At 68.5% G+C, this 25,920-nt stretch carries 19 protein-coding genes and 1 other RNA gene; 19 read left to right on the top strand and 1 reads right to left on the bottom strand.

Annotated elements, in window-relative coordinates:
• Positions 1–26 precede the first annotated feature (26 nt).
• The 17 genes from ACZ2IA_RS11660 (at position 27) to nagE (ending at position 22,062) form a co-directional block, all read left to right on the top strand.
• A complete protein-coding gene (locus tag ACZ2IA_RS11660) occupies positions 27–1,769 on the top strand; it encodes an autotransporter assembly complex protein TamA (protein ID WP_470292748.1) in 1,743 nt (580 codons plus the stop codon).
• A gap of 10 nt (positions 1,770–1,779) precedes the next feature.
• Complete coding sequence (locus ACZ2IA_RS11655) at positions 1,780–5,625, top strand: translocation/assembly module TamB domain-containing protein (RefSeq protein ID WP_470292747.1); 3,846 nt, start codon at positions 1,780–1,782, stop codon at positions 5,623–5,625.
• A 55-nt stretch (positions 5,626–5,680) separates the two neighbouring features.
• An RNA gene (gene rnpB / locus ACZ2IA_RS11650) (RNase P RNA component class A) lies at positions 5,681–6,135 on the top strand.
• 212 nt (positions 6,136–6,347) lie between these two features.
• Complete coding sequence (dusB, locus tag ACZ2IA_RS11645; RefSeq protein ID WP_470292746.1) at positions 6,348–7,373, top strand: tRNA dihydrouridine synthase DusB; 1,026 nt, start codon at positions 6,348–6,350, stop codon at positions 7,371–7,373.
• A gap of 30 nt (positions 7,374–7,403) precedes the next feature.
• Positions 7,404–7,640 (top strand): helix-turn-helix domain-containing protein, encoded by a 237-nt coding sequence (locus ACZ2IA_RS11640; RefSeq protein ID WP_470292745.1) that lies wholly within the window; start codon positions 7,404–7,406, stop codon positions 7,638–7,640.
• A gap of 87 nt (positions 7,641–7,727) precedes the next feature.
• Entirely contained in the window at positions 7,728–9,305 is a 1,578-nt protein-coding gene (gene purH / locus ACZ2IA_RS11635; protein WP_470292744.1) for a bifunctional phosphoribosylaminoimidazolecarboxamide formyltransferase/IMP cyclohydrolase, read from the top strand.
• A 57-nt stretch (positions 9,306–9,362) separates the two neighbouring features.
• Positions 9,363–9,992: a lipid IV(A) palmitoyltransferase PagP gene (gene pagP / locus ACZ2IA_RS11630; RefSeq protein ID WP_470292743.1), complete on the top strand. Its 630-nt coding sequence runs from the start codon at positions 9,363–9,365 to the stop codon at positions 9,990–9,992.
• A 61-nt stretch (positions 9,993–10,053) separates the two neighbouring features.
• Positions 10,054–11,331: a phosphoribosylamine--glycine ligase gene (purD, locus tag ACZ2IA_RS11625; protein WP_470292742.1), complete on the top strand. Its 1,278-nt coding sequence runs from the start codon at positions 10,054–10,056 to the stop codon at positions 11,329–11,331.
• A 130-nt stretch (positions 11,332–11,461) separates the two neighbouring features.
• Positions 11,462–12,031, top strand: coding sequence for an L-threonylcarbamoyladenylate synthase type 1 TsaC (tsaC, locus tag ACZ2IA_RS11620; protein ID WP_470292741.1), 570 nt, complete (start codon positions 11,462–11,464; stop codon positions 12,029–12,031).
• A 35-nt stretch (positions 12,032–12,066) separates the two neighbouring features.
• Positions 12,067–12,726: a protein TolQ gene (gene tolQ / locus ACZ2IA_RS11615; protein ID WP_470292803.1), complete on the top strand. Its 660-nt coding sequence runs from the start codon at positions 12,067–12,069 to the stop codon at positions 12,724–12,726.
• 293 nt (positions 12,727–13,019) lie between these two features.
• Complete coding sequence (locus tag ACZ2IA_RS11610) at positions 13,020–13,349, top strand: hypothetical protein (protein ID WP_470292740.1); 330 nt, start codon at positions 13,020–13,022, stop codon at positions 13,347–13,349.
• 345 nt (positions 13,350–13,694) lie between these two features.
• Positions 13,695–14,576 carry a drug/metabolite exporter YedA gene (gene yedA / locus ACZ2IA_RS11605; RefSeq protein ID WP_470292739.1) on the top strand — a complete coding sequence of 294 codons (882 nt, stop codon included), beginning with the start codon at positions 13,695–13,697 and terminating at the stop codon, positions 14,574–14,576.
• 285 nt (positions 14,577–14,861) lie between these two features.
• Positions 14,862–15,596 (top strand): GntR family transcriptional regulator, encoded by a 735-nt coding sequence (locus ACZ2IA_RS11600; RefSeq protein ID WP_470292738.1) that lies wholly within the window; start codon positions 14,862–14,864, stop codon positions 15,594–15,596.
• Positions 15,593–16,717: an N-acetylglucosamine-6-phosphate deacetylase gene (gene nagA / locus ACZ2IA_RS11595; RefSeq protein ID WP_470292737.1), complete on the top strand. Its 1,125-nt coding sequence runs from the start codon at positions 15,593–15,595 to the stop codon at positions 16,715–16,717. Before ACZ2IA_RS11600 ends, nagA begins: the two co-directional genes overlap by 4 nt.
• Positions 16,698–17,720 (top strand): SIS domain-containing protein, encoded by a 1,023-nt coding sequence (locus ACZ2IA_RS11590; RefSeq protein WP_470292736.1) that lies wholly within the window; start codon positions 16,698–16,700, stop codon positions 17,718–17,720. The genes nagA and ACZ2IA_RS11590 overlap by 20 nt, the downstream gene beginning before the upstream one ends.
• Positions 17,721–17,754: 34 nt before the next feature.
• A complete protein-coding gene (gene ptsP / locus ACZ2IA_RS11585; protein ID WP_470292735.1) occupies positions 17,755–20,268 on the top strand; it encodes a phosphoenolpyruvate--protein phosphotransferase in 2,514 nt (837 codons plus the stop codon).
• Positions 20,269–20,298: 30 nt separating this feature from the next.
• Positions 20,299–22,062 carry an N-acetylglucosamine-specific PTS transporter subunit IIBC gene (gene nagE, locus ACZ2IA_RS11580; protein WP_470292734.1) on the top strand — a complete coding sequence of 588 codons (1,764 nt, stop codon included), beginning with the start codon at positions 20,299–20,301 and terminating at the stop codon, positions 22,060–22,062.
• A gap of 905 nt (positions 22,063–22,967) precedes the next feature.
• On the opposite strand, the gene ACZ2IA_RS11575 is transcribed toward nagE, so the two are convergent.
• Positions 22,968–23,423: an Lrp/AsnC family transcriptional regulator gene (locus tag ACZ2IA_RS11575; protein WP_470292733.1), complete on the bottom strand. Its 456-nt coding sequence runs from the start codon at positions 23,421–23,423 to the stop codon at positions 22,968–22,970.
• Between the two features lie 402 nt (positions 23,424–23,825).
• Between ACZ2IA_RS11575 and phoB the strand changes: the two genes are divergently transcribed.
• Both phoB and phoR read left to right on the top strand, forming a co-directional pair.
• Entirely contained in the window at positions 23,826–24,515 is a 690-nt protein-coding gene (gene phoB, locus ACZ2IA_RS11570; RefSeq protein ID WP_470292732.1) for a phosphate regulon transcriptional regulator PhoB, read from the top strand.
• 6 nt (positions 24,516–24,521) lie between these two features.
• Entirely contained in the window at positions 24,522–25,820 is a 1,299-nt protein-coding gene (gene phoR, locus ACZ2IA_RS11565; protein ID WP_470292731.1) for a phosphate regulon sensor histidine kinase PhoR, read from the top strand.
• The last annotated feature ends 100 nt before the right edge of the window (positions 25,821–25,920 follow it).

Raw genomic sequence — 25,920 nt, 5'->3', positions numbered from 1 at the left:
AAGCAGATACACAAGACTGATTCTGGATGCTGCCACGCCGTTTTCTTCCGTTTGCCGTACTGGCGCTCGCCTGCCACGGCGCGCCCGCGCTGGCGGCGTACACGGTGCGCGTCGACGCGCCCGACAGCGACCTGGTCAAGCTGTTGACCGAGCATCTCGACCTGGTCAGCGAGCACGACAATCCCGAGCTCGACGCCGAGCAGCGCGCCGCGCTGGTCGAGGAGGCGCCGGAGCAGGCCCGCGCGATGCTCGAGACCGAGGGTTACTTCAACGCCAAGGTGGAGGTCAGCAAGGAGGACGGTGGCTACCTGGTGTCGGTCGAGCCGGGGCCGCCGGTGATCGTCGCCGACGTGAACTTGTCCGTCGACGGCGCGATCCGCCAGGAGCCGGACTTCCAGACTCGCTACGCCAAGCTGATCGAGGTGTGGGCGTTGCCGCTCGGCGCGCGCTTCCGTCAGGACGACTGGGCGAACAGCAAGAAGTTGGCGCTGCGCTCGCTGACGGTCGACCGCTTTCCGCTGGCGAAGGTGGCCGAGAGCCGCGCCGAGATCGATCCGGCGACCCACCGCGCCACGCTGTCGGCGCGCTTCGACAGCGCAGAGCGCGTCACCTTCGGCCCGCTCACGATCAAGGGCGAGCAGCGCTACCCGAAGTCGGTGGCGGCCGGCATGGCCGACTTCAGCGAGGGCTCGCCGTTCGAGCTCGCCAAGGTGCTCGACTACCAGAACGCACTCGAGCAGGACCCCCACTACAAGAGCGCGATCGTCACCACCGACTTCGCCCGCCTGCAGAACGGCGAGGTGCCGGTCGACGTCGAGGTGACCGAACAGCCGCGCCAGAAGCTCGAGCTCGGCCTCACCTACGACAGCGTGGAAGGCCCCGGCGTGCGGGTCGGCTACGAGCACTACAACATCTTCAGGCGCGGCTGGACCGGCTCCTTGCTCGCCGACGTCAAGCGCGACGAGAAGACCTATTCGGCCGGTATCGGCTTCCCGCGCGGTTCGGACGGCTACTCGCATACCGTCAACGTCAAGTACGGCCAGAGCGATATCCAGGGCCTGCGCACCGAGGCGATCAGCGGCGGCGCCTGGCGGATCCGCCAACGCGGCACGATCGAGTCGCGCATCGGCCTCGAGTACCTGAGCGAACGCGCGTCTATCGTCGGCGACGGCTCGCTCGGCCGTTCGGCTGCGCTGTTCGCCTCGTACGGCTGGACGCAGCGCGCAGTCGACGACGAGCTGCGCCCGCGCTCCGGCCGGCTGTTGGACACCAAGATCTCCAGCACGCTCGGCGGCGTCGGCTCGAACACCCAGTTCGTGCGCGGCTATCTGCACGCGGTCGGCTACTACACGCCGTGGCCGAGCAAGTACGGCACGCTGGTCGGCCGCATCGAGGCCGGCCAGGTGTGGGCGAAGGACACCGACAGCGTGCCGGAGTCGCTGCTGTTCCGTACTGGTGGCCCGAACAGCGTGCGCGGCTACGAATTCCGCAGCCTCGGCGTGCCGGGGCCGAACGGCTCGGTGCTGGGCGGCCGGGTGCTGGCGGTCGGCAGCGTCGAGTACCAGATTCCAGTGGCGGCGAGCTGGGCGGTGGCCTTGTTCAGCGACGTCGGCGACGCCGCATCGAGCTGGAACAGCTACCAGGCGGCCAAGTCCTACGGTGTCGGCGCGCGCTGGTTCAGCCCGGTGGCGCCGCTGTCGTTCGACATCGCCCAGGCCGAGCGCAACAAGCGCTGGCGCTGGAGCCTGAGCCTGGGGCTGGCCTTCTGATGAGTGATGCATGACCGATAGCCACAACCCGGCCGACGCCGGTCAAATCCCCACTCCAACCGGCGAGACTCCGCCGGCCAAGCCGCGCCGCTTCTGGGGCTATTGGCTCACGGCGGCCGGCCTGGCGCTGCTGCTGACGGTGGTCGGGCTCGCCGGCTGGACTACCGGCAGCGACCGCGGCTTCGCCTGGCTGCTCGATAGCGCCGGCCGGCTCAGCCACGGCGCGTTCAGCGTCAAACAGGCGCAGGGCAACCTCTGGGACGGCTTCACGCTGAGCGGGGTGCGCGTGGCGAGCGCCGGCAGTGACGTCGAGCTCGACCGCGTCCGCGTCGACTGGGCGCCGCGCGCGCTGCTGTCGGGCGAACTGCACGTCCGCGCGCTGGAGCTCGGCCACCTGCGCCTGAAGAGCAAGCCGACCCCGCCGTCGCCGCCGCCGACCCTGCCCGAGTCGCTGGCGCTGCCGCTCGGCGTCAGGGTCGACAAGCTGTCGCTCGACAGCCTGACGCTGCTGCCGGGCGAACCGCTGCTGTACAAGGTCGAGGCGAGCTACCGCTACGACGCCGGCCGCCACCAGCTGACGCTAGCCCGGCTCGGCTCGCCGTGGGGCAGCGCCGACGGCCGGCTGACGCTGGCCGATGCCCGACCATTCAAGCTCGACGGCCGGATCGCCGCCGCCGGCAAGCTCGACGAAATCGAGGTGAGCGCCAAGGGCGCGCTGTCCGGCGACCTGACCGACACCCGCCTGGCCGCCGAATTGAGCGGCGAGGGGGTGGTCGCCGACCTCGATGGCCGGGTCGACCCGTTCGCGCCGGAACTGTTGAAGAAGCTCAAGCGCGTCAATCTGCGCGCCGGCGGCATCAACCCGCACGCACTCAATCCGGGCTGGCCGAAGGCGCAACTGAACCTGGCGCTGATCGCCGAACCGTCCGGCGCCAACGCGTTGCAGGGCGGCCTGTCGCTGATCAACCAGAAGCCGGGCAGCCTGCCATCCGGCGCGCTGCCGCTGCGGCTCGTGACCGGCGCGCTGCGACTGGCCGACGGCAAGCTGACGCTGGACGCACTGAACGCCGAGGTGGCCGGCGGCCAGCTGACGCTTGTTGGCAGTGCGTCGCAGCAGCGGCTGGCGCTGAAGGCGACGGTGACCCGGCTCGACCTGACCCAGTTCCACGCCGCGCTGCCGAAGCCGCCGCTGTCCGGCACGCTGAACGTCAGCGGCGCGAGCCGCGCGCCGCAGTTGGCGCTCGATCTGGCCAGCGGCGCGCTGGCCGCCCGAGGCCAAGTGGCGCTCGGTCACGATTCCGCCGGCCAGTCGCTGCTCGACATCGCCCGCCTGCAGCTGGCGGCATCGGGCGGCGGCGAGCTGCGGCTATCGGGCAAACTCGGCCTGGGCAGCCAGCTGCCGGTCGATGCGCATGCCGAGCTGCATTCGGCCAACCCGGCGCGCTTCATGGCCGGCTGGCCGGACGGCAAGCTCAGCGCCACGTTGACGGCGAAGGGCAGCCTCGGCGCCGGGCCGAAGCTCGCCGCCGAACTGAAGCTCGCGCCGAGCACCCTGTCCGGCGCGCCGCTGTCCGGTCAGGCTAAGCTGAACCTCGACGGTCAGCGGCTGACCCAGCTCTCGGCGGCGCTGCGCCTCGCCGACAACCGGCTCGACGCCAACGGCGCCTGGGGCAAGCCGGGCGATAGGCTGAAACTGGCGATCGACGCGCCGAACCTCGGCCTGATCGGCCCGGGCTTCGCAGGGCGGGTCAGCGGCAAAGCCGAGCTGTCCGGCTCGACTAAGCAGCCGGTGGTCGACGCCGACCTCGCCGCGCAGCGGCTGCGGCTGCCAGGCGGCATCGCCGCCGACAAGGTGACGCTGACCGGCCGGCTGCGCGACAGCGCCGACAGCCCGTTCCGGCTGGCGCTCGACGTCGACGCGCTGCGCGCCGGCAGCGTGGCGGTGCCGAGCCTGCGACTGTTGGCCGACGGCACCCGCTCCAGCCACACGCTGACGCTCGACGGCCGCGTCCAGCTCGACCAGCGCGCCTACCAGCTCGGCCTCTTGGCCGCCGGTGGCTTGGACGCCAAGGTGGTGAACTGGCGCGGCACGCTGCGCCGGCTCGAGCTGAACGGCCAGCCCGGCTTGCGGTTGTTGGCGCCGGTGACGATCGCCGCGTCGACCGAACGGGTGACGGTCGGCGCGGCGCGGCTGGCTGTGCTCGGCGGCAACCTCATGCTCAACGCGCTCGATTGGCGCCGAGACGGCACGCTGACCAGCAGCGGCCGTGCCGACAATATCGCGCTGGCCGCGCTGTCGCCGTTGGTGACCCTGCCGGTGCAGCAGGATCTGGTGCTCGGCGCCGACTGGGACGTGGCGCTCGGCAAGAACCCGCGCGGCCGGATCAGCGTCGAGCGGCTGCGCGGCGACGTGCAGCTGCCGACGCAGAACCGCAAGCTCGCCGCCGGCCTGTCGACGCTGAAGGCCAGCGTCAAACTCGGCGACGGCCACACCCAGTTCGCGGTGGATGTGGTCAGCAAGTACGCATCGCTGTCCGGGCAGGGCTCGCTCGCCAGCGGCAATGCGCTGCCGACGCCGCGCGCCCCGCTGACCGGCACGCTGCGCGCCGAGGTGCCGGCGCTGGCGGCGTTCAAGTCGCTGTTGCCGCCGGCGCTCGATATCGCCGGCCGGCTGTCGGCCGACGTCGCGATCGACGGCGCGCTGGCCCAGCCCTTGTTCCACGGCAAGGTCAACGGGGAGCAGCTGGCGCTGTTTGACCGCACCACCGGCATCCGCCTGACCGACGGCCAACTGGCCGCGCAGCTCGACGGCCCGCGCGTGGTGCTGGAGCGCTTGCGCTTTGCCGGTGGCAAGGGCGAGGTGGTGGCGTCCGGGGTGATCGACGCCCGCGACAACGGCCCGAATGCGCAGGCGAGGGTGGTGTTCACCCAGCTGAGCGTGTTCGACAAGCCGGGCCGGGTGCTGGTGGTGTCCGGGGTCAGCGAGCTGGGGCTGTCGCCGACGCAGGGGGTGACGCTGAACGGCAAGCTGCGCGTCGACCGCGGCCGCATCGACCTGCCCAAGGCCGGCGCGCCGACGCTGTCCGACGACGTGGTGGTGGTCGGCCGCAAGCCGCCCGAGCCGTCGTCGTTCAGCAAGCTGCCGATCACGGTGAATCTGGAACTTGACCTCGGCGACCGCTTCCGCTTCGTCGGCCAGGGCCTCGACGTGACCCTGTCCGGCCTGGTGCGGGTCGACGCCAAGCCCGGCTACGCGCCGTCGGCGAACGGCCAGGTGCGGGTCGAGAAGGGTCGCTACAAGGCCTACGGCCAGGATCTCGACATCGACACCGGGGTGATCTCGTTCGCCGGCCCGATCGACAACCCGGGCCTGAACGTGCGCGCCACCCGCCGGCTGTCGCCGGTCGGCGCCGGCGTCGAGGTGACTGGCTCGGTGTCGAGCCCGCACATCCGCCTGGTCGCGGACGAGGCGATGAGCGAGAAGGACAAGCTCTCCTGGCTGGTGCTCGGCCGCGCCTCGAGCGGCGACGCCAAGGACGACGCGGCGCTGGGGGCCGCCGCCGGTGCCTTGCTCGCCGGCGCGGTGAACGACCATATCGGCCTGTTCGACGACCTGGGGATGACCAGCCGCAAGGCGCGCACCGCCGCCGACGGCAGCCTCAGCCCGGCCGAGCAGGTGGTGACGGTCGGCAAGCAGCTGACCCGCGAGCTCTACCTCGGCTACGAATACGGCATCACCAGCGCCGACCAGACGGTGAAGATGGTCTACCAGTTCTCGAAGGGCTGGTCGATGGTGCTGCGCGCCGGTCAGCAGTCGTCGTCGGCCGAGTCGCGCTACACGCTGCGTTTCGATTGAGCGCCGGTCGCCTGGGGGGGGCGCGGCATGCGCAAATGCGCTACAATTCGCGCCGGAAGTCAGACAGACAGTCGCCGCGCCCCTCGTGGGCGGGGAGGAAAGTCCGGGCTCCGCAGAGCAGGATGCCGGCTAACGGCCGGGCGCCGTGAGGCGACGGAAAGTGGAACAGAGAGCTGAACCGCCGATGGCTGGACTTGTCGCCCGCAAGGGCGACAAAGTCTTCATCCAGACAGGGCTTGCCCTGGCTGGACGGCACAGGCAAGGGTGAAAAGGTGCCCGGACAAGGCGTAAGCCGCGACCGGGGAGCGGGGCAACCCGCTGCGGTAAGAGCGCACCGCGGACGTGGTAACACGGACGGCAGGCTAAACCCCATCCGGAGCAAGACCAAATAGGGGGGCGCTAACGTGGCTCGCGTTGTCCCCGGGTAGGTTGCTTGAGCCTGTCGGTAACGGCAGGCCTAGAGGAATGACTGTCCAACGACAGGACCCGGCTTATCGGCTGACTTCCACCCCGATGCGTAACCCTTCCGCCACAGGCGGAAGGGTTTTTTCTTGGCGGATACCACTAGGCATGGCGGGCGTCGTCGCCTCGTCCCCAATCGCTTGGGGGCGATTTCGTACGGCTATGGATGGCGCTTAAAAAATAAGCAAAAAGGTTTTTACCGGTCGGGCGAAACCCGCTACAATTGCCCCCCTTCCCGACCCGAGATACCCCTGTCGCCCATGCGCATCGGCCCGTACACGCTGCCCAACCGCCTGATCGTCGCGCCGATGGCCGGCGTCACCGATCGGCCGTTCCGCATGCTGTGCAAGCGCTTCGGCGCGGGGCTGGCGGTGTCGGAGATGATCACCTCGAACAAGGCGCTGTGGACCACGCCGAAGACGCTGCGCCGCGCCAACCACGAGGGCGAGGTGGCGCCGATCTCGGTGCAGATCGCCGGCGCCGACCCGGTGCAGATGGCCGAGGCGGCGCGCCTCAATGTGGAGCACGGCGCGCAGATCATCGACATCAATATGGGCTGCCCGGCGAAGAAGGTGTGCAACGTCGCCGCCGGTTCGGCGCTGTTGCAGCACGAGGACCTGGTGGCGCGCATCCTCGAGGCGGTGGTTAAGGCGGTCGACGTGCCGGTGACGCTGAAGACCCGCACCGGCTGGAGCCGCGAGCACAAGAACGCGTTGAAGATCGCCAAGTTGGCCGAAGACGCCGGCATCGCCGCGCTGGCCTTGCACGGTCGCACCCGCGAGGACATGTACAAGGGCGATGCCGAGTACGACACGATCCGCGCGGTGAAGCAGGCGATCTCGATTCCGCTGATCGCCAACGGCGACATCGACAGCCCGGCAAAGGCACGTTTCGTGCTTGAAGCCACCGGCGCCGACGCGATCATGATCGGCCGCGCCGCGCAGGGGCGGCCGTGGCTGTTCCGCGAGGTCCAGCACTATCTGGAGACCGGCGAGACACTGCCGGCGCCGCGCGTCGCCGAGATCCGCGAAGTGCTGCTCGAGCACCTCGACGAGCTGTACGGCTTCTACGGCGAGTACTCGGGCTGCCGGGTCGCGCGCAAGCATATCGCCTGGTACACCAAGGGGCTGGCCGGTTCGAACGAGTTCCGTCAGACCATGTACCGGCTCGAAGCCACCGCCGAGCAGCGGCTGGCGGTGAGCCATTATTTCGACCAGCTGGCGGCCACGTCCGACCGGCTGGAATACCTCGACGCCGACGCCGCCCACGACGACGCGGCGGTTTGATCAACCCCCGGTGACAACACAACAATAGCCATGCAAACCAGCGATCACATCGGTCAGACCATACGCCACGCGATGGAACAGTACTTCCGCGACCTCGACGGCGAGGCGCCGGCGGCCATCTACGAGATGGTGCTGGCGCGGGTCGAGAAACCGTTGATCGAAGTGGTGCTGGCGCACACCCAGGGCAATCAGACGCGCGCGGCCGAGCTGTTGGGGCTCAACCGCAATACCTTGCGCAAGAAGATGAAGAGTTACGACTTAATATAAAAGACGCACCGGAGGCCGCTTAATCAGCGGCCTCCGGTGCATCTGGCTTTGTGTTTCTTTACGTTAAACCACCGCGGTACTGGAATCATGACCAAGATCGAACGAGCGTTGCTGAGCGTTTCCGACAAATCCGGCATTGTTAAATTTGCCCGCGGCCTGGCCGAGCACGGCGTGGAGATCCTCTCCACCGGCGGCACCGCCAAGCTGTTGGCCGAACAGGGCATCGCGGTGACCGAAGTGTCCGACTACACCGGCTTCCCGGAAATGCTCGACGGTCGGGTGAAGACCCTGCACCCGAAGGTGCACGGCGGCATCCTCGGCCGCCGCGACCTGCCGGAGCACGTCGCCAAGATGGCCGAACACGGCATCGGCAACATCGACCTGGTCTGTGTCAACCTGTACCCGTTCGAGGCGACCATCGCCAAGAGCGACTGCACGCTCGAGGACGCGATCGAGAACATCGACATCGGCGGCCCGACCATGGTGCGCTCGGCGGCGAAGAACTGGGCGCACGTCGCGATCGTCACCGACGCGGCCGACTACCCGGCGCTGCTCGATGAAATGACGGCGAACGCCGGCGCGCTCGCCAAGCCGACCCGCTTCGAGCTGGCCAAGAAGGCGTTCACCCACACCGCCGCCTACGACGGCGCGATCTCCAACTACCTGACCAGCCTGGCCGCCGGCACTGTGACCGGCGTGCCGGAGCGCGCCGCGTTCCCGAACCGCCTGAACGCGCAGTTCGTGAAGGTGCAGGACATGCGCTACGGCGAGAACCCGCACCAGAGCGCCGCGTTCTACCGCGACCTCGACCCGGCGCCGGGCAGCATCGCGCACTATCGCCAGCTGCAGGGCAAGGAGCTGTCGTACAACAACATCGCCGACGCCGACGCGGCCTGGGAAGCGGTGAAGACCTTCGCCGAGCCGGCCTGCGTGATCGTCAAGCACGCCAACCCGTGCGGCGTGGCCGTCGCGGCCGACCCATTGACCGCGTACAAGTTGGCGTTCGCCACCGACACCACCAGCGCCTTCGGCGGCATCATCGCGTTCAACCGTGAAGTGGACGCGGCCACCGTCGAGGCGGTGACCGGCCAGTTCCTCGAGGTGTTGATCGCGCCGGCGTTCACCGACAGCGCGAAGGCGGTGATCGCGGCCAAGAAGAACGTGCGCGTGCTGGAAGTGCCGCTGACCGCCGGTGCCAACCATTTCGACCTGAAGCGCGTCGGCGGCGGCCTGCTGGTCCAGTCGCCGGACGTGCGCAACGTCGGCCTGGATGAACTGCGCGTGGTCACCAAGCGCGCGCCGACCGCGCAGGAGATGACCGACCTGCTGTTCGCCTGGCGCGTCGCCAAGTACGTGAAGTCGAACGCGATCGTGTTCTGCAAGGACGGTCGCACCGCCGGTATCGGCGCCGGCCAGATGTCGCGCGTCGACTCGACCCGCATCGCCGCGCGCAAGGCACAGGATGCCGGCCTGAGCCTCGCCGGCGCGGTGGCCGCGTCGGACGCGTTCTTCCCGTTCCGCGACGGCATCGACGTGATCGCCGAGCAGGGCATCAAGGCGATCATCCACCCGGGTGGCTCGATGCGCGACGAAGAGGTGTTCGCCGCCGCCGATGAACATGGCATCGCCATGGTGCTCACGGGTGTGCGACACTTCCGTCATTGATCTCACTATCACCGGCGGGCCGTCTCGCGACGGCCCGCCGTTTTATACGTTGTTTTGATGAAATCGATTGCCTCTTGGGTCGGCGGCGGTCTCCTGGTGCTGAGCGGCCTGCCGGCCTTGGCCGACGACGCCAGTGCGCCGTCCGTCGCATCCGTCGCCGTTTCGGCCAAGCCGAGCGCGCCGTCCACCGAGACTCGCGCGGTTTCGGCCAAGCCGGGGTTCTGGCAGCACAGCGAGGACAACGTCACCGCTACCTGGCGTTCCGAGCAGTACGAGCTGTACCTGCCGCTCGTCAGCTGGCATAACCGCGCCACGTACGATCACGAGAAGATCGACGATTACAACGAGCAGCCGTGGGGTCTCGGCGTCGGCAGGTACCGCTTCGACGCCGACGGCGACTGGCACGCGCTGTACGCGATGGCATTTCTCGACTCGCACAAGGACGTCGAGCCGTTCGCCGGCTACGGTTATCAGTGGGTCTGGCGTCCCGGCGGCGACGACTTCCGCCTCGGCGCCGGTTTCACGCTCGGCGTGACTGCGCGCAAGGACTACGGCTACGTGCCGTTCCCGGCGGTGCTGCCGCTGGCGTCGATCGAGTACCGCAAGCTGTCCTTGCAGGCGACTTATATTCCCGGCGGCCACAATAACGGCAATGTGCTGTTCGCCTGGCTGCGCTGGCAGTTGTGATTCGATGGGTTTCCCGGGCACGGCACGAGCCGTGCCACGGAGGATTACTGGAGTATTTCGCATGAAAGTATTGGTTATCGGCTCGGGCGGGCGTGAGCACGCGCTGGCCTGGCGCATCGCCAAGTCGGGCCGCGTCTCCAAGGTGTTCGTGGCGCCGGGCAATGCCGGCACCGCGCGCGACGCGCATCTGACCAATGTGGCCATCACCGCCATTCCCGAGCTGATCGAGTTCGTGAAGCGTGAAAAGGTCGACCTGACCGTGGTCGGCCCGGAGGCGCCGCTGGCCGCCGGCGTGGTCGACGCGTTCCGCGACGCCGGGCTGAAGATCTTCGGCCCGACCCGCTTCGCCGCGCAGCTGGAGAGTTCGAAGGACTTCGCCAAGGCGTTCATGAAGCGCCACGGCATCCCGACCGCCGCCTACGAGACTTTCAGCGACGCCGGGGCCGCGCACGCCTACGTCGACGGGCACGGCGCGCCGATCGTGATCAAGGCCGACGGCCTGGCCGCCGGCAAGGGCGTGGTGGTGGCGATGACGCTGGACGAGGCGCACGCCGCGATCGACGACATGCTGGTCGGCAACAAGATGGGCGACGCCGGCGCGCGGGTGGTGATCGAGGACTTCCTCGCCGGCGAGGAGGCGAGCTTCATCGTGATGGTCGACGGCGAGCATGTGCTGCCGATGGCGACCAGTCAGGACCACAAGCGTCTGAAGGACGCCGACCAGGGGCCGAACACCGGCGGCATGGGCGCGTACAGCCCGGCGCCGGTGGTGACCCCGCAGGTGCACGCGCGGGTGATGCGCGACATCATCATGCCGACGGTGCGCGGCATGAAGGCCGACGGCCATCCGTACACCGGCTTCCTGTACGCGGGGCTGATGATCGACGCCCAGGGCAACCCGTTCACCATTGAGTTCAACTGCCGCTTCGGCGACCCGGAGACCCAGCCGATCATGGCGCGGCTGAAGTCCGACTTCACCGTGCTGCTCGAGCACGGCGTCAACGGTAGCCTGGACAAGGTCGAGGCCGAATGGGACCGCCGCGTCGCGCTCGGCGTGGTGCTGGCCGCCGACGGTTATCCGGAGGCGCCGCGCAAGGGCGACCTGATCACCGGCCTCCCGGCCGAGACCGACGACGCGGTGGTATTCCACGCCGGCACCGCCGACAACGCGGCCGGCGAGCTGGTCAGCAACGGCGGCCGGGTGCTGTGCGCGGTGGGCCTCGGCGACAGCGTCAAGATGGCGCAGACCCGCGCCTACCAGTTGGCCGACCAGATCCACTTTGCCGGCAAGCAGCTGCGCCGCGACATCGGCGCACGCGCGATCGGCCGGCGCAACTGAGCGTCGTCTGGTCCGAACCTAGACGGGGACGCATGCGTCCCCGTTTTTGCTGGCAATGCGGAACCCGCGCGCCAGTCTCCGGTCAATCTGCTAGCCTAGCGTTTTACCGTCGTAGCTCAGTACTCTTACCGTGAAGAAGTGTTACCGTTTGCCCGGCCGGGCGTTGCAGCGCAAGGCGCGCGGCGTGCTGGCCGCCGGCGGCGTGCTTGCCTACGCCACCGAATCGTGTTTCGGCCTCGGCTGCGACCCGGCCAACGCCCACGCGCTGCGCCGGGTGATCCGGCTGAAGGGCCGCCCCAACCACAAGGGCATGATTTTGCTGGCGGCCGACGTCGAGCAGCTGGCACCTTTCATCGCGCCGCTGTCCGCCGCCGACAAGGCGCGCCTGGCCGAATACTGGCCGGGGCCGTACACCTTCCTGCTGCCGGCGTCGCGCCGGGTGCTGCCGCTGCTGCGCGGCCGGCACCGCAAGATCGCGGTGCGGGTCACCGCGCACGGCGCGGCGGCGGCGCTGTGCCGCGCGCTCGGCACCGCGCTGGTGTCGACGTCGGCCAACCCGGCCGGCCAGCGCGCCGAGCGCAGCGCCCGCGGCTGCCGCCATACGTTCGGGACGCGGCTGTTGGCGCTGCCGGGACGGATCGGCGCGCGCCGCAAGCCGTCGACCATTATCGATTTTGAAACCGGCCGCGTGTTACGCTAGCTGGCAGCTCTATAGAGGAAACCAACGTGCAACAGATGTCTGTATTCAGCCTGATCGCCAACGCCAGCCTGGTCGTGCAACTGATCATGGCCGGCCTCCTGGTGCTGTCGGTGCTGTCCTGGGCGCTGATCATCCAGAAGTCGCTGACGCTGAAGGGCGCCCGGCGCGACAGCGACGACTTCGAGCGCACCTTCTGGGGCGGCGCCGACCTGAACCGGCTGTACGAGGACGGCAGCCGCCGCCAGGACGGCTCGGCGATGGAGCGGATCTTCCAGTCCGGCTTCGGTGAATTCCTGAAGCTGCGCAGCAAGAGCAGCGGCGAGCTGTCCGACATCATGGACGGTAGCCGCCGCGCGATGCGCGCCGCGGCGCAGCGCGAGCTCGACGTGCTGGAAAACCACAACGCCTTCCTCGCCACGGTCGGTTCGGTCAGCCCCTACGTCGGCCTGTTCGGCACCGTGTGGGGCATCATGCACGCCTTCATCGGCCTGGGTAACGCCACCCAAGCGACGCTGCAGACGGTGGCGCCGGGCATCGCCGAGGCGCTGATCGCCACCGCGATTGGCCTGTTCGCGGCGATCCCGGCGGTGATCGGTTACAACCGCTTCGCCGCCGACGTCGACCGGCTGGCGACCCGTTTCGACACCTTCATGGAAGAGTTCTCGAACATCTTGCAGCGCCAGGCGTCGCGCTGAGAACCTGTTTGCCGCCGCGCCTCGCCGCCAAACCGCTTGGCGCGGCCCCGAGCGGCTCCCTCTCTAGGTCCTAGGGGGTAAACCGCTGCCCCCTTCCTGCGCCGCCCCTTACCCATTCCCAGATTGCTTAGAGCCGCTCACAACGAGGTGAAGCCTCGTTGTGAGCGGCTCTAAGGTGGGATGGATTATTTTCGCAGCTGTATCATGCTCCCCCGGACTGAACCTCCGAAGTGCGGACTTCCAACTGAGCTACCCCGTTCCACCCCCGAGCCAGCCATGCCCTGGTGATCGTGGTGAAAATCATGGTGAAAGTCATGATCGTGGTCGTGGCGAAAGTCATGGTGAAAGTCGTGATCGGGGCGAAAATCATGGCCGCGACCGTGATGGAACTCATGAACGAAGAAACCCGCCCCGTAGAATGGGAAGTCGCATCCGGGACCATAGTAGCCGGTGATCGCGGGGTTGCCGCACCCCAGCTCGCTGGAATAAGCCGGTGTCTCGTCAGGCACCGCACAGCCGCCCAGCACAACGGCCGCGATTACCCCTCCGATCAGGGAGAAAATTATGCGCCGCATAGTGACACCTCGTACAACAAAGCAAAACGCCTCTGCCCACTACTTTGACCGTCGCGCGGCGGGTGCGTCTTGGGGCGGGCACGGTGAATTGTGTTAAGAAAAATTACCGGTCGAAGGCCCCCTCTGAAGCCAAACCGCGACTCTCCCCCGAAAGACCCACTAATCACCGATCGCACACCACTACATCAGCGGCTCATGACCGCCCCTCGCTGACGCCCGCTCGTTACGCTTTGAGAACGGGTTCGCGGTGAGCAAGACAAGGTTGGCCGAACGGCGCCCCGCGGGGCGCCGTTTTCGTTGCTGACTGTACCGGCCGAAACGGCGTGCTTCTGCCCCTTGAGCATTGGCGGGCGCTCAGGCAAAGTCTCGCTTTGCCGATTGGATACTATCCCCATGTCTGCCGCCACCATCCCCGCCCGCACCGTGCTCACCCCGCTGATCCTCGCCGCGTTCTTCGCGGTGTACGTGATCTGGGGCTCGACCTATCTGGGCATCCGCATCGGCGTGGCCAGCTGGCCGCCGTTGATGATGGCCGGGCTGCGCTTCCTGATCGCCGGCGCGATCCTGTTTACCGTGCTGCGGCTGATCGGCTACCCGTGGCCGAGCCGGCGCGAGTGGGGCGGCGCGGCGATCCTCGGCGTGCTGATGCCGGCGCTCGGCAACGGCCTGGTGACGGTGGCCGAGCAGGACGTGTCGTCCGGCGTTGCCGCGCTGGTGATCGCCACCGTGCCGCTGTTCACCGTGCTGTTCTCGCGCGCCTTCGGCCACAGGGTGCGCGGCGTCGAGTGGTTGAGCATCGCGCTGGGCCTTGCCGGCATCGCACTGCTCAATCAGGGCACCAACCTGTCGGCCAGCCCGATCGGCGCGTTGCTGCTGCTGACCGCGGCGGCGAGCTGGGCGTTCGGCTCGGCGTGGAGTCGCCGCCTGCCGCTGCCGGCCGGGCCGATGGCGAGCGCCTGCGAGATGCTGGCCGGCGGCGCGGCCTTGCTGATCGGCAGCCGCGCGATGGGCGAGACCCTCACCGCCGCGCCGAGCCTGTCGGGCTGGCTGGCGCTCGGCTACCTGATCGTGTTCGGCTCGATCATCGCGTACAGCGCCTACCAGTACCTGCTCGACCATGTGCGTCCGGCGGCGGCGACCAGCTACGCCTACGTCAACCCGGCGATCGCGGTCGGCCTCGGCGTGCTGTTCGCCGGCGAGCACATCGGTCAGCCGGAGCTTGCGGCGATGGCGGTGATCATCGCCGCGGTCGCCTTGCTCGGCTTCAAGCGCTGAGCCGACGAACGGTAGCGCTTCGGCCGACCTTCCCGACGACTTGATACCAAGTCGTTCATTCTGCTGAATTTTCTGGCTTTCCCTGCAGACCACTTCCCGACCGGAAAGTGGTCTGTTGTGTTTTGTATTCAGAATGCGGCGCAGCAATGGGCGATTTTTTCTATGCGGAATCGAATTGCCGTCACAAAGCCGGCAAAATGGTCTTAAAGTGGTATTGACACGGCGGAAGCTCGCCCGCTAGTGTCGAGCCGACTGCCCGATCCCGGGCCGAGGAGACCGACGCGAATGGACAACCGCCTGTTAACGCTCAAACCCGATGAGTCGCTGGCCACGCCGCTCTATCTGCAGCTGGCACGCAGCCTGAGCCTCGCGATCAGCGCCGGCTGGTGGCGCCCGAACGAGGCGCTGCCGTCCGAGCGCAACCTGTCCGACGAGATCGGCGTGTCGCGCGTCACCGCGCGCAAGGCGCTCGACCTCTTGTTCGAGCAGGGGCTGATCCGCCGCCGCCAGGGCTCGGGCACCTTCATCTCGCAGCGGATGGAGCAGCCGCTGTCGCGGCTGACCGGCTTCACCGAGACGCTGACCGAGAAAGGCTACACCCCGTCGACCGTCTGGCTGAGCCGCGAGACCGGCGTCGCCAACCACGAGGAGGCGGTGCGGCTCGGCATCGAGCCACTCTCCCCGGTGGCGCGGCTGAAGCGCCAGCGTCTGGCCGACGGCGTGGTGATGGCGATCGAGCACAGCACGATGCCGCTGTCTTGCCTGCCCGAGCCGACCGCGCTCGGCGATTCGCTGTACGCGCACCTCGAGAGCCTCGGCCACCCGGTGGTGCGTGCCCGCCAGCATATCCGCGTGGTCAACGCGCCCGAACACATCGCCCGGCTCGCGCAGGTGCCGGTCGGCGACGCGATGATGCTGGTCACCCGGATCGGCTACACCGCCGACGACCGCGCGATCGAGCTGACCGTCACCTACTGCCGCAACGACTACTACGACTTCGTCGTGGAGCTGACCCGATGACTGATTCTGCAGTGCGCCTCACCGGCCGCATCCTGACCGAACAAGGCTGGCTCGACGGCGAGCTGGAAATCCGGAACGAGCGCATCGCCGCGATCCGCGGCACGCCGGTTGCCGACGACGGCGAAGCCTCCCGCTACATCCTGCCCGGCTTCATCGACACGCATGTGCACGGCGGCGGTGGCGCCGACGTGATGGAAGGCGGCGAGGCGGCGATCACGATCGCGCGCCAGCACGCCCGCTTCGGCACCACCTCGCTGCTCGCCACCACGATGACCGCGCCGCGCGCCGAGATCGAGGCGGCGCTCGCCGCGATCGGTCTTGCCTGCCGCGAGCGCGCCGCCGGCGGCCCACGCCTCCTCGGCGTGCACCTGGAGGGTCCGTACATCAACCCGGGCAAGCTCGGCGCGCAGCCGGACGAGGCGCGCGCCGGCGTGCTCGACGAGGTCGAGCACTTCATGAGCCTGGCACCGTTGAAGCTGATCACCGTCGCGCCGGAAGTGTCCGGTCACCTCGGCCTGATCCGGACCTTGGCCGAACGCGGCATCCGCATCCAGATCGGCCACACGCTCGGCCGCTACGAGGACGGCGTCGCCGCGCTCGAGCACGGCGCGAGCGGCTTCACCCATCTGTTCAACGCGATGACCGGCCTGCACCACCGCGAGCCGGGCATGGTCGGCGCGGCGCTGGCGCACGCCGACTACGCCGAGCTGATCCCCGACCTCTTGCACGTGCACCCCGGCGCGATCCGTACCGCCTTGCGCGCGATCCCGCACCTGTTCTGCGTCACCGACTCGACCGCCGCGGCCGGCATGCCCGACGGCGAGTACAAGCTCGGCTCGCAGCCGGTCACCAAGTGCCTCGGCGGGGTGCGCCTCGTCGACGGGACCTTGGCCGGCAGCACGCTGACGATGAACGTGGCGCTGAAGAACCTGGTGAGCCTGGGCCTCTCCGTCGCCGACGCCTCGAACCGGCTGTCGCGCTACCCGGCCGACTACCTCGGCATCACCGAGCGCGGCCGCCTCGCCGAGGGCGCTTGGGCCGACCTGGTGGTGCTGGATCACGAACTGAACCTGAACGAAGTCTTTGTCGAAGGAGAATGCCTTGGCCTCGCTGATGCTTGAGGAAGCGCTGTCGGCCCCGGAAGCGGTCGCCGCCCAGCACATGTATTCCGATGAACGGCTGTCGGTGCTGGCGCACCAGCTGGCGCAGCGCCCGCCGAAGCTCGCGCTGACCGTGGCGCGCGGCAGCTCCGACCATGCCGCCAGCTATTTCGCCTACCTGACCATGCAGCGCCTCGGCGTGCCGGTGGTGTCGCTGCCGATGTCGCTGATGACGCTGCACCAGGCGCCGCTGGCGGTCGACGGCGCGCTGGCGGTGGCGCTGTCGCAGTCGGGGCAGAGCCCGGACCTGGTCGACACGATGGCGGCGCTCGGCCGCGCCGGCGCGACCACGGTGGCGCTGGTCAACAAGCCGGACAGCCCGCTGTCCGCCGCCTGCGACTGGGCGGTGCCGCTCGCCGCCGGCGCCGAGAAGAGCGTCGCCGCGACCAAGAGCTATATCGCCACGCTGGCCGCGGTCGCGCGGCTGGTCGCGCACTGGGGCCGCGACCGCGAGCTGCTCGCCGCGCTGGAGACGCTGCCGGAACGGCTCGCCGACGCGGCAAGGCAGGACTGGAGCGCCGCGCTGCCGGTGCTGAAGGACGCCGAGCGGATCATGGTGGTCGGCCGCGGCCTCGGCTTCGCGGTGGCGCTCGAGGCGGCGCTCAAATTCAAGGAAACCTGCGCGATCCAGGCCGAGGCGTTTTCCAGCGCCGAGATCAAGCACGGCCCGATGGCGCTGATCGACGAGGGCTACCCCTTGCTGGTGTTCGCGCCGCGCGGCCCGGAGCAGGCCGGCATCCTGGCGCTGGCCGACGAGATGCGCGGCCGCGGCGCGCGGGTGCTGTTGGCGGCGCCGGCCGACGTGGACGGCCGCGACCTGACGCTGGCGACCGCCGACGATCCGGTGCTCGACCCGCTCACCGCGATCCAGAGCTTCTACCCGATGGCGGCCAAGTTGGCCGAAGCACGCGGCCTCAACCCAGACGCGCCGCGCCACCTGCAGAAAGTCACTTGCACCCGCTGATTGATAACGGCGGCCAAGAACATGGAGAGAGAGGATGTCGATGTCCACTGATGCACGCACACTCGTTGCCCCGCTGACCGGCTGGGTGGTTCCGTTGTCCGAGGTGCCCGATCCGGTGTTCGCCGGCGGCATGATGGGCGAGGGCGTCGCGATCGAGCCGGCCGACGGCCGGGTGATCGCGCCCTGTGCCGGCACGGTCAGCCAGCTGGCCAAGACCGGCCACGCGCTGACGCTGACCAGCGACGCCGGCGCCGACATTCTGATCCATGTCGGCATCGACACGGTGCTGCTGGGCGGCACCGGCTTCACCGCGCACGTCGCCGAAGGCCGGCGGGTCGCGGCCGGCGACTTGCTGATCGAGTTCGACGCCGACCGCGTCGCGCAGGGAGCCAAGAGCCTGCAGACCGTGGTGCTGGTGGTGAACGGCGATGCGTTCGCGCCGAGCGGCTTCGCCAGCGGTCGGGTCGAGGCCGGCGTGTCGGCGCTGTTTGCCGTGACCGCGCGCGGCGCTGATGCTGTCGTCAATACGACGTCTGACAACAGCGAGACGCTGCAGGCCCAAGCCACCGTGCGCCACGGCGGCGGCCTGCACGCCCGCCCGTCGGCGCTGGTGCAGGCGGCGGCCAAACGCCATGCCGCGCGGGTCGAGGTGCGCTTCGGCGAGCGTTCGGCCAAGGCGGCGAGCGTGGTCGGGCTGATGCGGCTCGGCACCGATCTGGGCGACACGGTCGAAGTCAGCGCCCGCGGTGCCGACGCGGCGGCGGCGCTGGCGGCGGTGGTCGCGGCGATCGAGACCGAGAGCGTGGCGGCGCACGCGCCGGCAGCGCCGGCCCCGGTCGCGCTCGGCCAGAGCGGCCCGCGCTACGCCGGCGTCTGCGCCGCGCCGGGGCTGGCGGTCGGCACCCTGGTGCGGCTCGACCACGGCCTGCCCGAGTTGGCCGAAACCCCGGCCGGCCCGGACAGCGAACTCACCCGTCTGACCGCCGCGCTCGCCAGCGTGCGCGAACAGATCGACGCGATGGTGCACGGCGCGCGCGCCAAGGGTCTCACCCAGGAAGCGGACATCTACAGCGCGCACCTGGCGCTCTTGGACGACCCGGAGCTGGCGCTGACCGCCGAGGGCAGCGTCGCCAACGGCATGGCCGCCGGTGCGGCGTTCCGCCAAGCGGTGCAGGTGCAGGCCGATGAATTGCGCGCGCTCGACAACCCCTTGCTGCGCGAGCGGGTCAGCGACCTGAACGACATCGCCCGCCAGGTGCTGACCCAGCTCGCCGGCGGCAAGCTGCCGGAGCCTGGGCTGGCCGAACAGAGCATCCTGCTCGCCGACGATCTTGCGCCGTCCGAGCTGACCCGGCTGCCGCGCGAGCGGGTGGCCGGTTTCGTCACCGCGCAGGGCGGCGCGACCAGCCACGTGGCGATCATCGCCCGCGCGATGGGCATCCCGGCGCTGGTCGCCGCAGGCAGCAGCGTTCTCGCGCTGCCGGCAGGCCGCGAGGTGGTGCTCGACGCCGGCGCCGGCCTGCTCGATAGCGCTCCAGACGACACAACGTTGGCCGAAGCGCGCCAACGTCTGGTGTTGTTGGAGGCCGAGCGAGCGCAACGCCAGGCCGAGGCGCACGGCCCGGCCTTGACCCGCGACGGCGTCTGCATCGAGGTGGCGGCCAATATCGGCAACCTCGCCGACGCGCAGGAAGCGCTGGCGCGTGGCGCCGACGGCGTCGGCCTGTTGCGCACCGAATTCCTGTTCCTCGAGCGCGACTCGCTGCCGAGCGCCGCCGAACAGCGCGACAGCTACCAGGCGATCGTCGACGCGCTGGCCGGCAAGACCGCGATCATCCGTACGCTCGACGTCGGCGGCGACAAGTCGCTGTCCTACCTGCCGCTGCCGCCGGAGCCGAACCCGGCGCTGGGCTTGCGCGGCATCCGTAGCGGCTTCGCCCGCCCCGAGGTGCTCGAGGCGCAGCTCGAAGGCCTGTTGGCGGTCAAGCCGCTGGCGCGCTGCCGCATCCTGCTGCCGATGATCACCGACGTGGCGGAGCTCGTGGCGGTGCGTGCGCTGATCGACAAGCTCGCCGCGCGGTTGGGGCTGACCGAACGGCCTGAGGTCGGCGTGATGATCGAGGTGCCGTCGGCCGCGGTGCTGGCCGACCAGTTGGCCGAACACGCCGACTTCCTGTCGATCGGCACCAACGACCTGACCCAGTACGTGCTGGCGATGGACCGCTGCCATCCGGGCCTGGCTGCGCAACTCGACGGCCTCCACCCGGCGCTGCTGCGCCTGGTGCGGCTGACGGTGGAAGGCGCGGCCAAGCACGGCCGCTGGGTCGGCGTGTGCGGGGCGCTCGCGTCCGAACCGGCGGCGGTACCGGTGCTGGTCGGCCTCGGCGTCGCGGAATTATCGGTCGGTGCGGCGCTGGTGCCGCAGATCAAGGCGCAGGTGCGCGAGCTCGACTTCGACCGGTGCCGGCAAGAAGCACTGGCGCTGCTCGGGCTGCCGTCGGCGCAGGCGGTGCGGGAACGCGTCGCGGCCGTCTGGCCGCAGGCGTAACCGCACCCATCTACACAGGAGAGGGAATCCATGAGCAACAATGATAAGTTCGCCAAGATCCAACAGCTCGGCCGCGCGCTGATGCTGCCGATCGCGGTGCTGCCGGTGGCCGGCCTGATGCTGCGGCTCGGCCAGCCGGATCTCTTGGACATCAAGCTGCTGGCGCAGGCCGGTGACGCGATCTTCGGCAATCTGGCGCTGATCTTCGCGATCGGCGTGGCGGTCGGCTTCGCCCGCGACAACAACGGCACGGCCGGCCTCGCCGGCGTGGTCGGCTATCTGGTGCTGACCGAGGTACTGAAGGTGATGCCGGACACCTTGCAGGCACATGCCGGTAACGGCTCGTTCTGGTCGCTGTTCGTGCACCTGGACGCCGCCGGCAAGCCGGTGGCGATCAATATGGGCGTGCTCGCCGGCATCATCAGTGGCATCGTCGCGGGCAATCTGTACAACCGCTACAAGGACATCCAGCTGCCGTCGTACCTGGCGTTCTTCGGCGGCAAGCGCTTCGTGCCCATCGTCACCGGCTTCGCCTGCCTGCTGCTGGCGCTGCTGTTCGGCCTGATCTGGCCGCCGATCCAGACAGCGATCGACGCGATCGGTCACTGGCTGATCAACGCCGGCGAGTTCGGCCTGTTCGTCTACGGCGTGCTCAACCGCGTGCTGATCGTCACCGGCCTGCACCACATCCTCAACTCCTTCGCCTGGTTCGTGTTCGGCGGCTTCACCGACGCGGCAGGCAAGCTGGTCACCGGCGATCTGAGCCGCTTCTTCGCCGGCGACCCGAGCGCCGGTTCGTTCATGGCCGGCTTCTTCCCGGTGATGATGTTCGGGCTGCCGGCGGCGTGCCTGGCGATGTACCGCAACGCCCGCCCGGAGAACAAGAAGGCGGTCGGCGGCGTGCTGCTGTCGATGGCGCTGACCGCGATGCTCACCGGCGTCACCGAACCGATCGAGTTCGCGTTCATGTTCCTGGCGCCGGCGCTGTACGCGGTGCACGCGGTGCTGACCGGCGTCTCGATGGCGCTGATGCACCTGTTGCATGTGCGGCTCGGCTTCACCTTCTCGGCCGGCCTGTTCGACTTCCTGGGTTCGGTAGGTAAGGGCCAGAACGGCTGGCTGATGCTGGCGGTCGGCGTGGTGTACTTCTTCGTCTACTACGGCCTGTTCAGCGTCTGCATCCGTCGCTTCAATCTGCCGACGCTCGGTCGTGAAGCGACCCCGCTGGCCGCCGTGGCGAGCGGCTGCGGCAGCGTGCGCGGCCTGGCTTATCTTACGGCGCTCGGCGGTTCGGCCAACCTGAAGCTGGTCGACGCCTGCACCACCCGGCTGCGCCTGCAGGTGGTCAGCAACGACGCGGTCGACGAGCCGGCGCTGAAGGCGCTCGGCGCGCGCGGCCTGATCAAGCCGTCCGCCGGCAGCGTGCAGGTGGTGATCGGCCCGGAGGCGGACCTGATCGCCGACGAGGTGCGGGCGGCGATCGCGGCCGGGCCGCAGGATGTTGTGGCCATGCCAGTTGCTGAAGCGGCGTCGAACGCCGCAGCGGCGGCAACGACTCCGGTCGTCGAGCGCGAACGCTGGCTCGCGGCGCTCGGCGGTTCGGCCAACCTGCGCGAGGTCAGTGCGGTGGCCGGCAACCGGCTGCGCCTGCTCCTGGTCGACGCGGCGCGGCTCGACGAGGCGGCGCTGATGTCGCTCGGCGCGCGCGGCGTGCAGCGTTTCTCGGAGGGGGTGGCGCACGTGGTGCTGAGTGGCTCGGCTGAGCCGCTGGCCGGGGCACTGGGTTCGCGCTGATCGAGGCGATTGCAGTAGCAAGAGCGGCACCGCAGGCGGTGCCGTTTTTTTTTAGGTTCTTTACCGAGTCAAGGTGGAAGCTATTTAGGAGGCGTTCGTTTGGGTTGTGGCTTTGTCGGTCTCGCCCGACCGGCGAGGTCCTTTCTTTTGTCTCGCCAAAAGAAAGGACCCAAAGAAAGACGACCCCGATGCGCTGGCCTTCGGCTTCCCTCGCGCCTGCCAAGCGGCCAGGCGCCGCCAAACTCGCGGGCGGCTAACGTCCGCCCACTCGAACAAGCGGCGGCTTAAAACCTGGCCGCTTGACGATCGCTCGGCAGCGCAAAGGGGACGGGCAGGATAATTGCGGCGGGGTTGGATGCGGAAGATTAGAAAAAGGCCGTCTTGCCGGCTAATTCGGCAACGTTGGCCGAAGCTACCTCATCCGGTTGATCAGGCATCAGGTGCTTTCGGCCAACCTTGCGGCTTATCCACAGCAGCCATCTATTCAGTGGTTTTATCCACAACCACCTCCTGCTTCAAACAACACGCTGATTTCCCAAACCAATTCACAACTGTCACCTACGGCCACCCATCCCCCATCGACGCCGCCGAGGACGGCGCGGGCAACGGGGGAAGTCGGCGAGCACTGTCCGAGTGCCGACGCAGTCGGCGCGAGTTGCGCAGCCGCCCGTTGGCCGTGGCGCCCGCAGGGCAGCCCGCGTAGCGGGCCGGCGTCGTCGGGGTCGCCTTTCTTTGCCTCCTTTCTTTGGCGAAGCAAAGAAAGGAGGTCGCCAGTCGGGCGAGACCGACAAGACCACAGCTAAAACAGGCGTCTCCTAATGGCATGAAGCTCTCCGCGTCTGTGGATTCTGTGGATAAGGCTGTGGATAGCCGGTGGGCGGGCAGGGGATCGCCTGGGGAAAGGCTCAGTCCTCGCCCGGCTCCCCGCTCGGCAGCGGTGGCAACCTGGGCGGCACCGGCGTGTCGATCACGATCGAGGTGCGGGTGTCGCCGTATTCCATCAGCCGCGCAATCAGCGCCTGCAGTTCGGCCATCGACTCCATCGCTACCTTGATCAGCAGCCCGCCGGTGCCGGTGATCGCGTAGCACTCGACCACCTCGGGCATGGCGCGCAGCTGTGTGACCGTCGCGTAGTACTCGAGGTGTTTCACCGTCAGCTCGATCAGGCAGACGATGGGCCGGCCGATCTTGGCCGGATCGATGCCGATCCGGTAGCCGGTGATCACCCCGGCGCGCTCGAGCTTATCGACCCGTTCGGCCACCGCCGGCGCCGACAGGTTCACCCGCCGCGCCAGCTCCGCATAGCTGATCCGGGCGTTTTCTCCGAGGCAGGCGAGGATCTTGCGATCGTATTTGTCCATGGCTTTTATTCTAAAGTAAATATTGTATACAAACTGTGAATCGAAGCTCGGCGACGCAAAAATCCCCGGTTTTGGCGGGCCTGTCGGCCGGAGACACCCGTACAATTCGCCCCGTTCCGGTCATCGGTGGTGCTTGATGCCTCTTGTCTCCACCGGCGCCGGCAGGATCAACGGGTGCCCCTCGGGGCGGCTCATGGTTCTGGTGATCTCTTTGTCCCTGGTCGACAGTCCGAATTTAGACAACGACCCTTGCAGGCCTGCCCAGTGTGCAGGCCTCTTTTTTTGTCTTGCGCTCGAGACGCTACCGTTTGTTACACATCAGTGCGTATCCGATCAAGACATGTCATATTTCTGTAATCGCCCGTTCTTATCCTTGCGTCAGTTTCTAAACGGGGAAAGACCATGCCTGCCAATATCCTGCTGGTGGAAGACGAGCCGGCGATCCAGGAGCTGATCGCGTTCAACCTGACCCAGGCCGGCCATCACGTGCTGCGCGCCAGCACCGCCGAGGCGGCGCTGACGCTGGTCAAGAACGCGCTGCCCGACCTGGTGCTGCTCGACTGGATGCTGCCGGGCATTTCCGGCGTCGAGGTCGCCAAGCGGCTGCGCGCCGACGAGCGCACCCGTCACGTGCCGATCATCATGCTCACCGCCCGTTCCGACGAGCAGGACAAGATCGTCGGCTTGGAAACCGGCGCCGACGACTACATCACCAAGCCGTTCTCACCGCGCGAGCTGCTCGCCCGCATCAAGGCGGTGCTGCGCCGCCGCGCGCCGCAGATGACCGACGACACCGTCGAGATCCGCGGCCTCAAGCTCGACCCGGTCACCCACCGCGTCAGCGGCGCCGAGGCGCCGATCGACCTGGGGCCGACCGAGTTCCGCTTGCTGCACTTCTTCATGACCCACCCGGAACGGGTGCACTCGCGCTCGCAGCTGCTCGACCAGGTGTGGGGCGACCATGTGTTCGTCGAGGAGCGCACCGTCGACGTGCACATCCGCCGGCTGCGCAGCGCGCTCGAGCCGTCCGGCCACGACGCGCTGATCCAGACGGTACGCGGCACCGGTTACCGTTTCTCTACCCAGGGCTGATTCATTTTGCGCGATTTCCTGCAACGTACCCTGATCTGGCTCGCCGTCATCGCCCTGTTGGGCCTGGTTCTCTGGCGGCTGAGCAGCCCGCAGGATGCGCTGATCGTGGTGGTAGTGCTGCTCGGCGCCTGGCTGAGCTTTCACCTGTTTCACGTCGCACTGCTGCTGCGCTGGCTGCGCTATCCGTCGCCCGAACGGGTGCCGGACGGCTTCGGCGCGTGGCGGGTGGTGTTCACCGCCTTGTACCGCCAGGCGCGTACCCAGCGCCAGAGCAAGCAGAAGCTCACCAATGTGCTCGAGCGCTTCATCAACGCCGGCGAGGCGATGCCGGACGGCGTGGTGGTGCTCGACGAGGGCGAGCGGATCGAGTGGATCAACCCGAGCGCCGAGGAGCATCTCGGCCTCGACCGCAAGACCGACGTCGGCAACCAGCTGCTCAACCTTGTGCGCCAGCCGAGCTTCCACGCCTATATGGCCGAGGACAGCCATAGCCAGCCGCTGATCCTGCGCACCGGCGCGCCGAACGAGAAGGTGCTGTCGATCCAGCTGGTGCCGTTCGACTCGACCCGCAAGCTCCTGTTGTCACGCGACATCACCCAGCTCGAGCGGGTGCAGACGGTGCACCGCGACTTCGTCGCCAACGTCTCGCACGAGCTGCGCACCCCGCTGACCGTGGTCGGCGGCTTCTTGGAGACCTTCGCCGACATGCCCGAGCCGGACCCGGCGATGCTCAAGCAGTTCATGCCGATGATGCTCGAGCAGACCCGGCGGATGCAGAGCCTGGTCGAGGACCTGTTGGCGCTGTCGCGGCTGGAGAACAGCCCGAAGCACGTGCCGATGGACCCGGTCGACATGGACGCGCTGCTCGACACGCTGGTGGTCGAGGCCGAGGGGCTGTCGCAGGGGCGCCATACCGTCGTGCTCGAGAAGACCAGCCGGCACGGCCTGTGGGGCAGCGAGAAGGAGCTGCACTCGGCGTTCGGCAACCTGGTGTCGAACGCGGTGCGCTACACGCCGGAGGGCGGCACCGTCACGCTGCAGTGGCGCGACGACGGCGAGCGCGCGGTGTTTTCGGTTTGCGACACCGGCATCGGCATCCCGCGCGAGCACATCCCGCGGCTGACCGAACGCTTCTACCGGGTCGACCGCGGCCGCTCGCGCAATAGCGGCGGCACCGGCCTGGGCCTCGCGATCGTCAAGCACGTGATCGCGCGGCATCACGCGCGGCTCGAGATCAGCAGCGAGCCGGACAAGGGCAGCTGCTTCAGCGTCAGCTTCGCCGGCGAGCAGCTCTCCGAGCGCTGAGCCGCCCCTCCGACCCGGCCGCCGCCGGGTCTTTGCCGTCCGTGCCGCCGCCAGCCTTGGCGCGGCGCGGCGCCGGCGCTAGGATAGTGTTCCAACAAGT

Source organism: Crenobacter sp. CS_VA4 (genome assembly GCF_055597485.1).
This window is presented reverse-complemented; position numbering and strand designations above follow the sequence as displayed.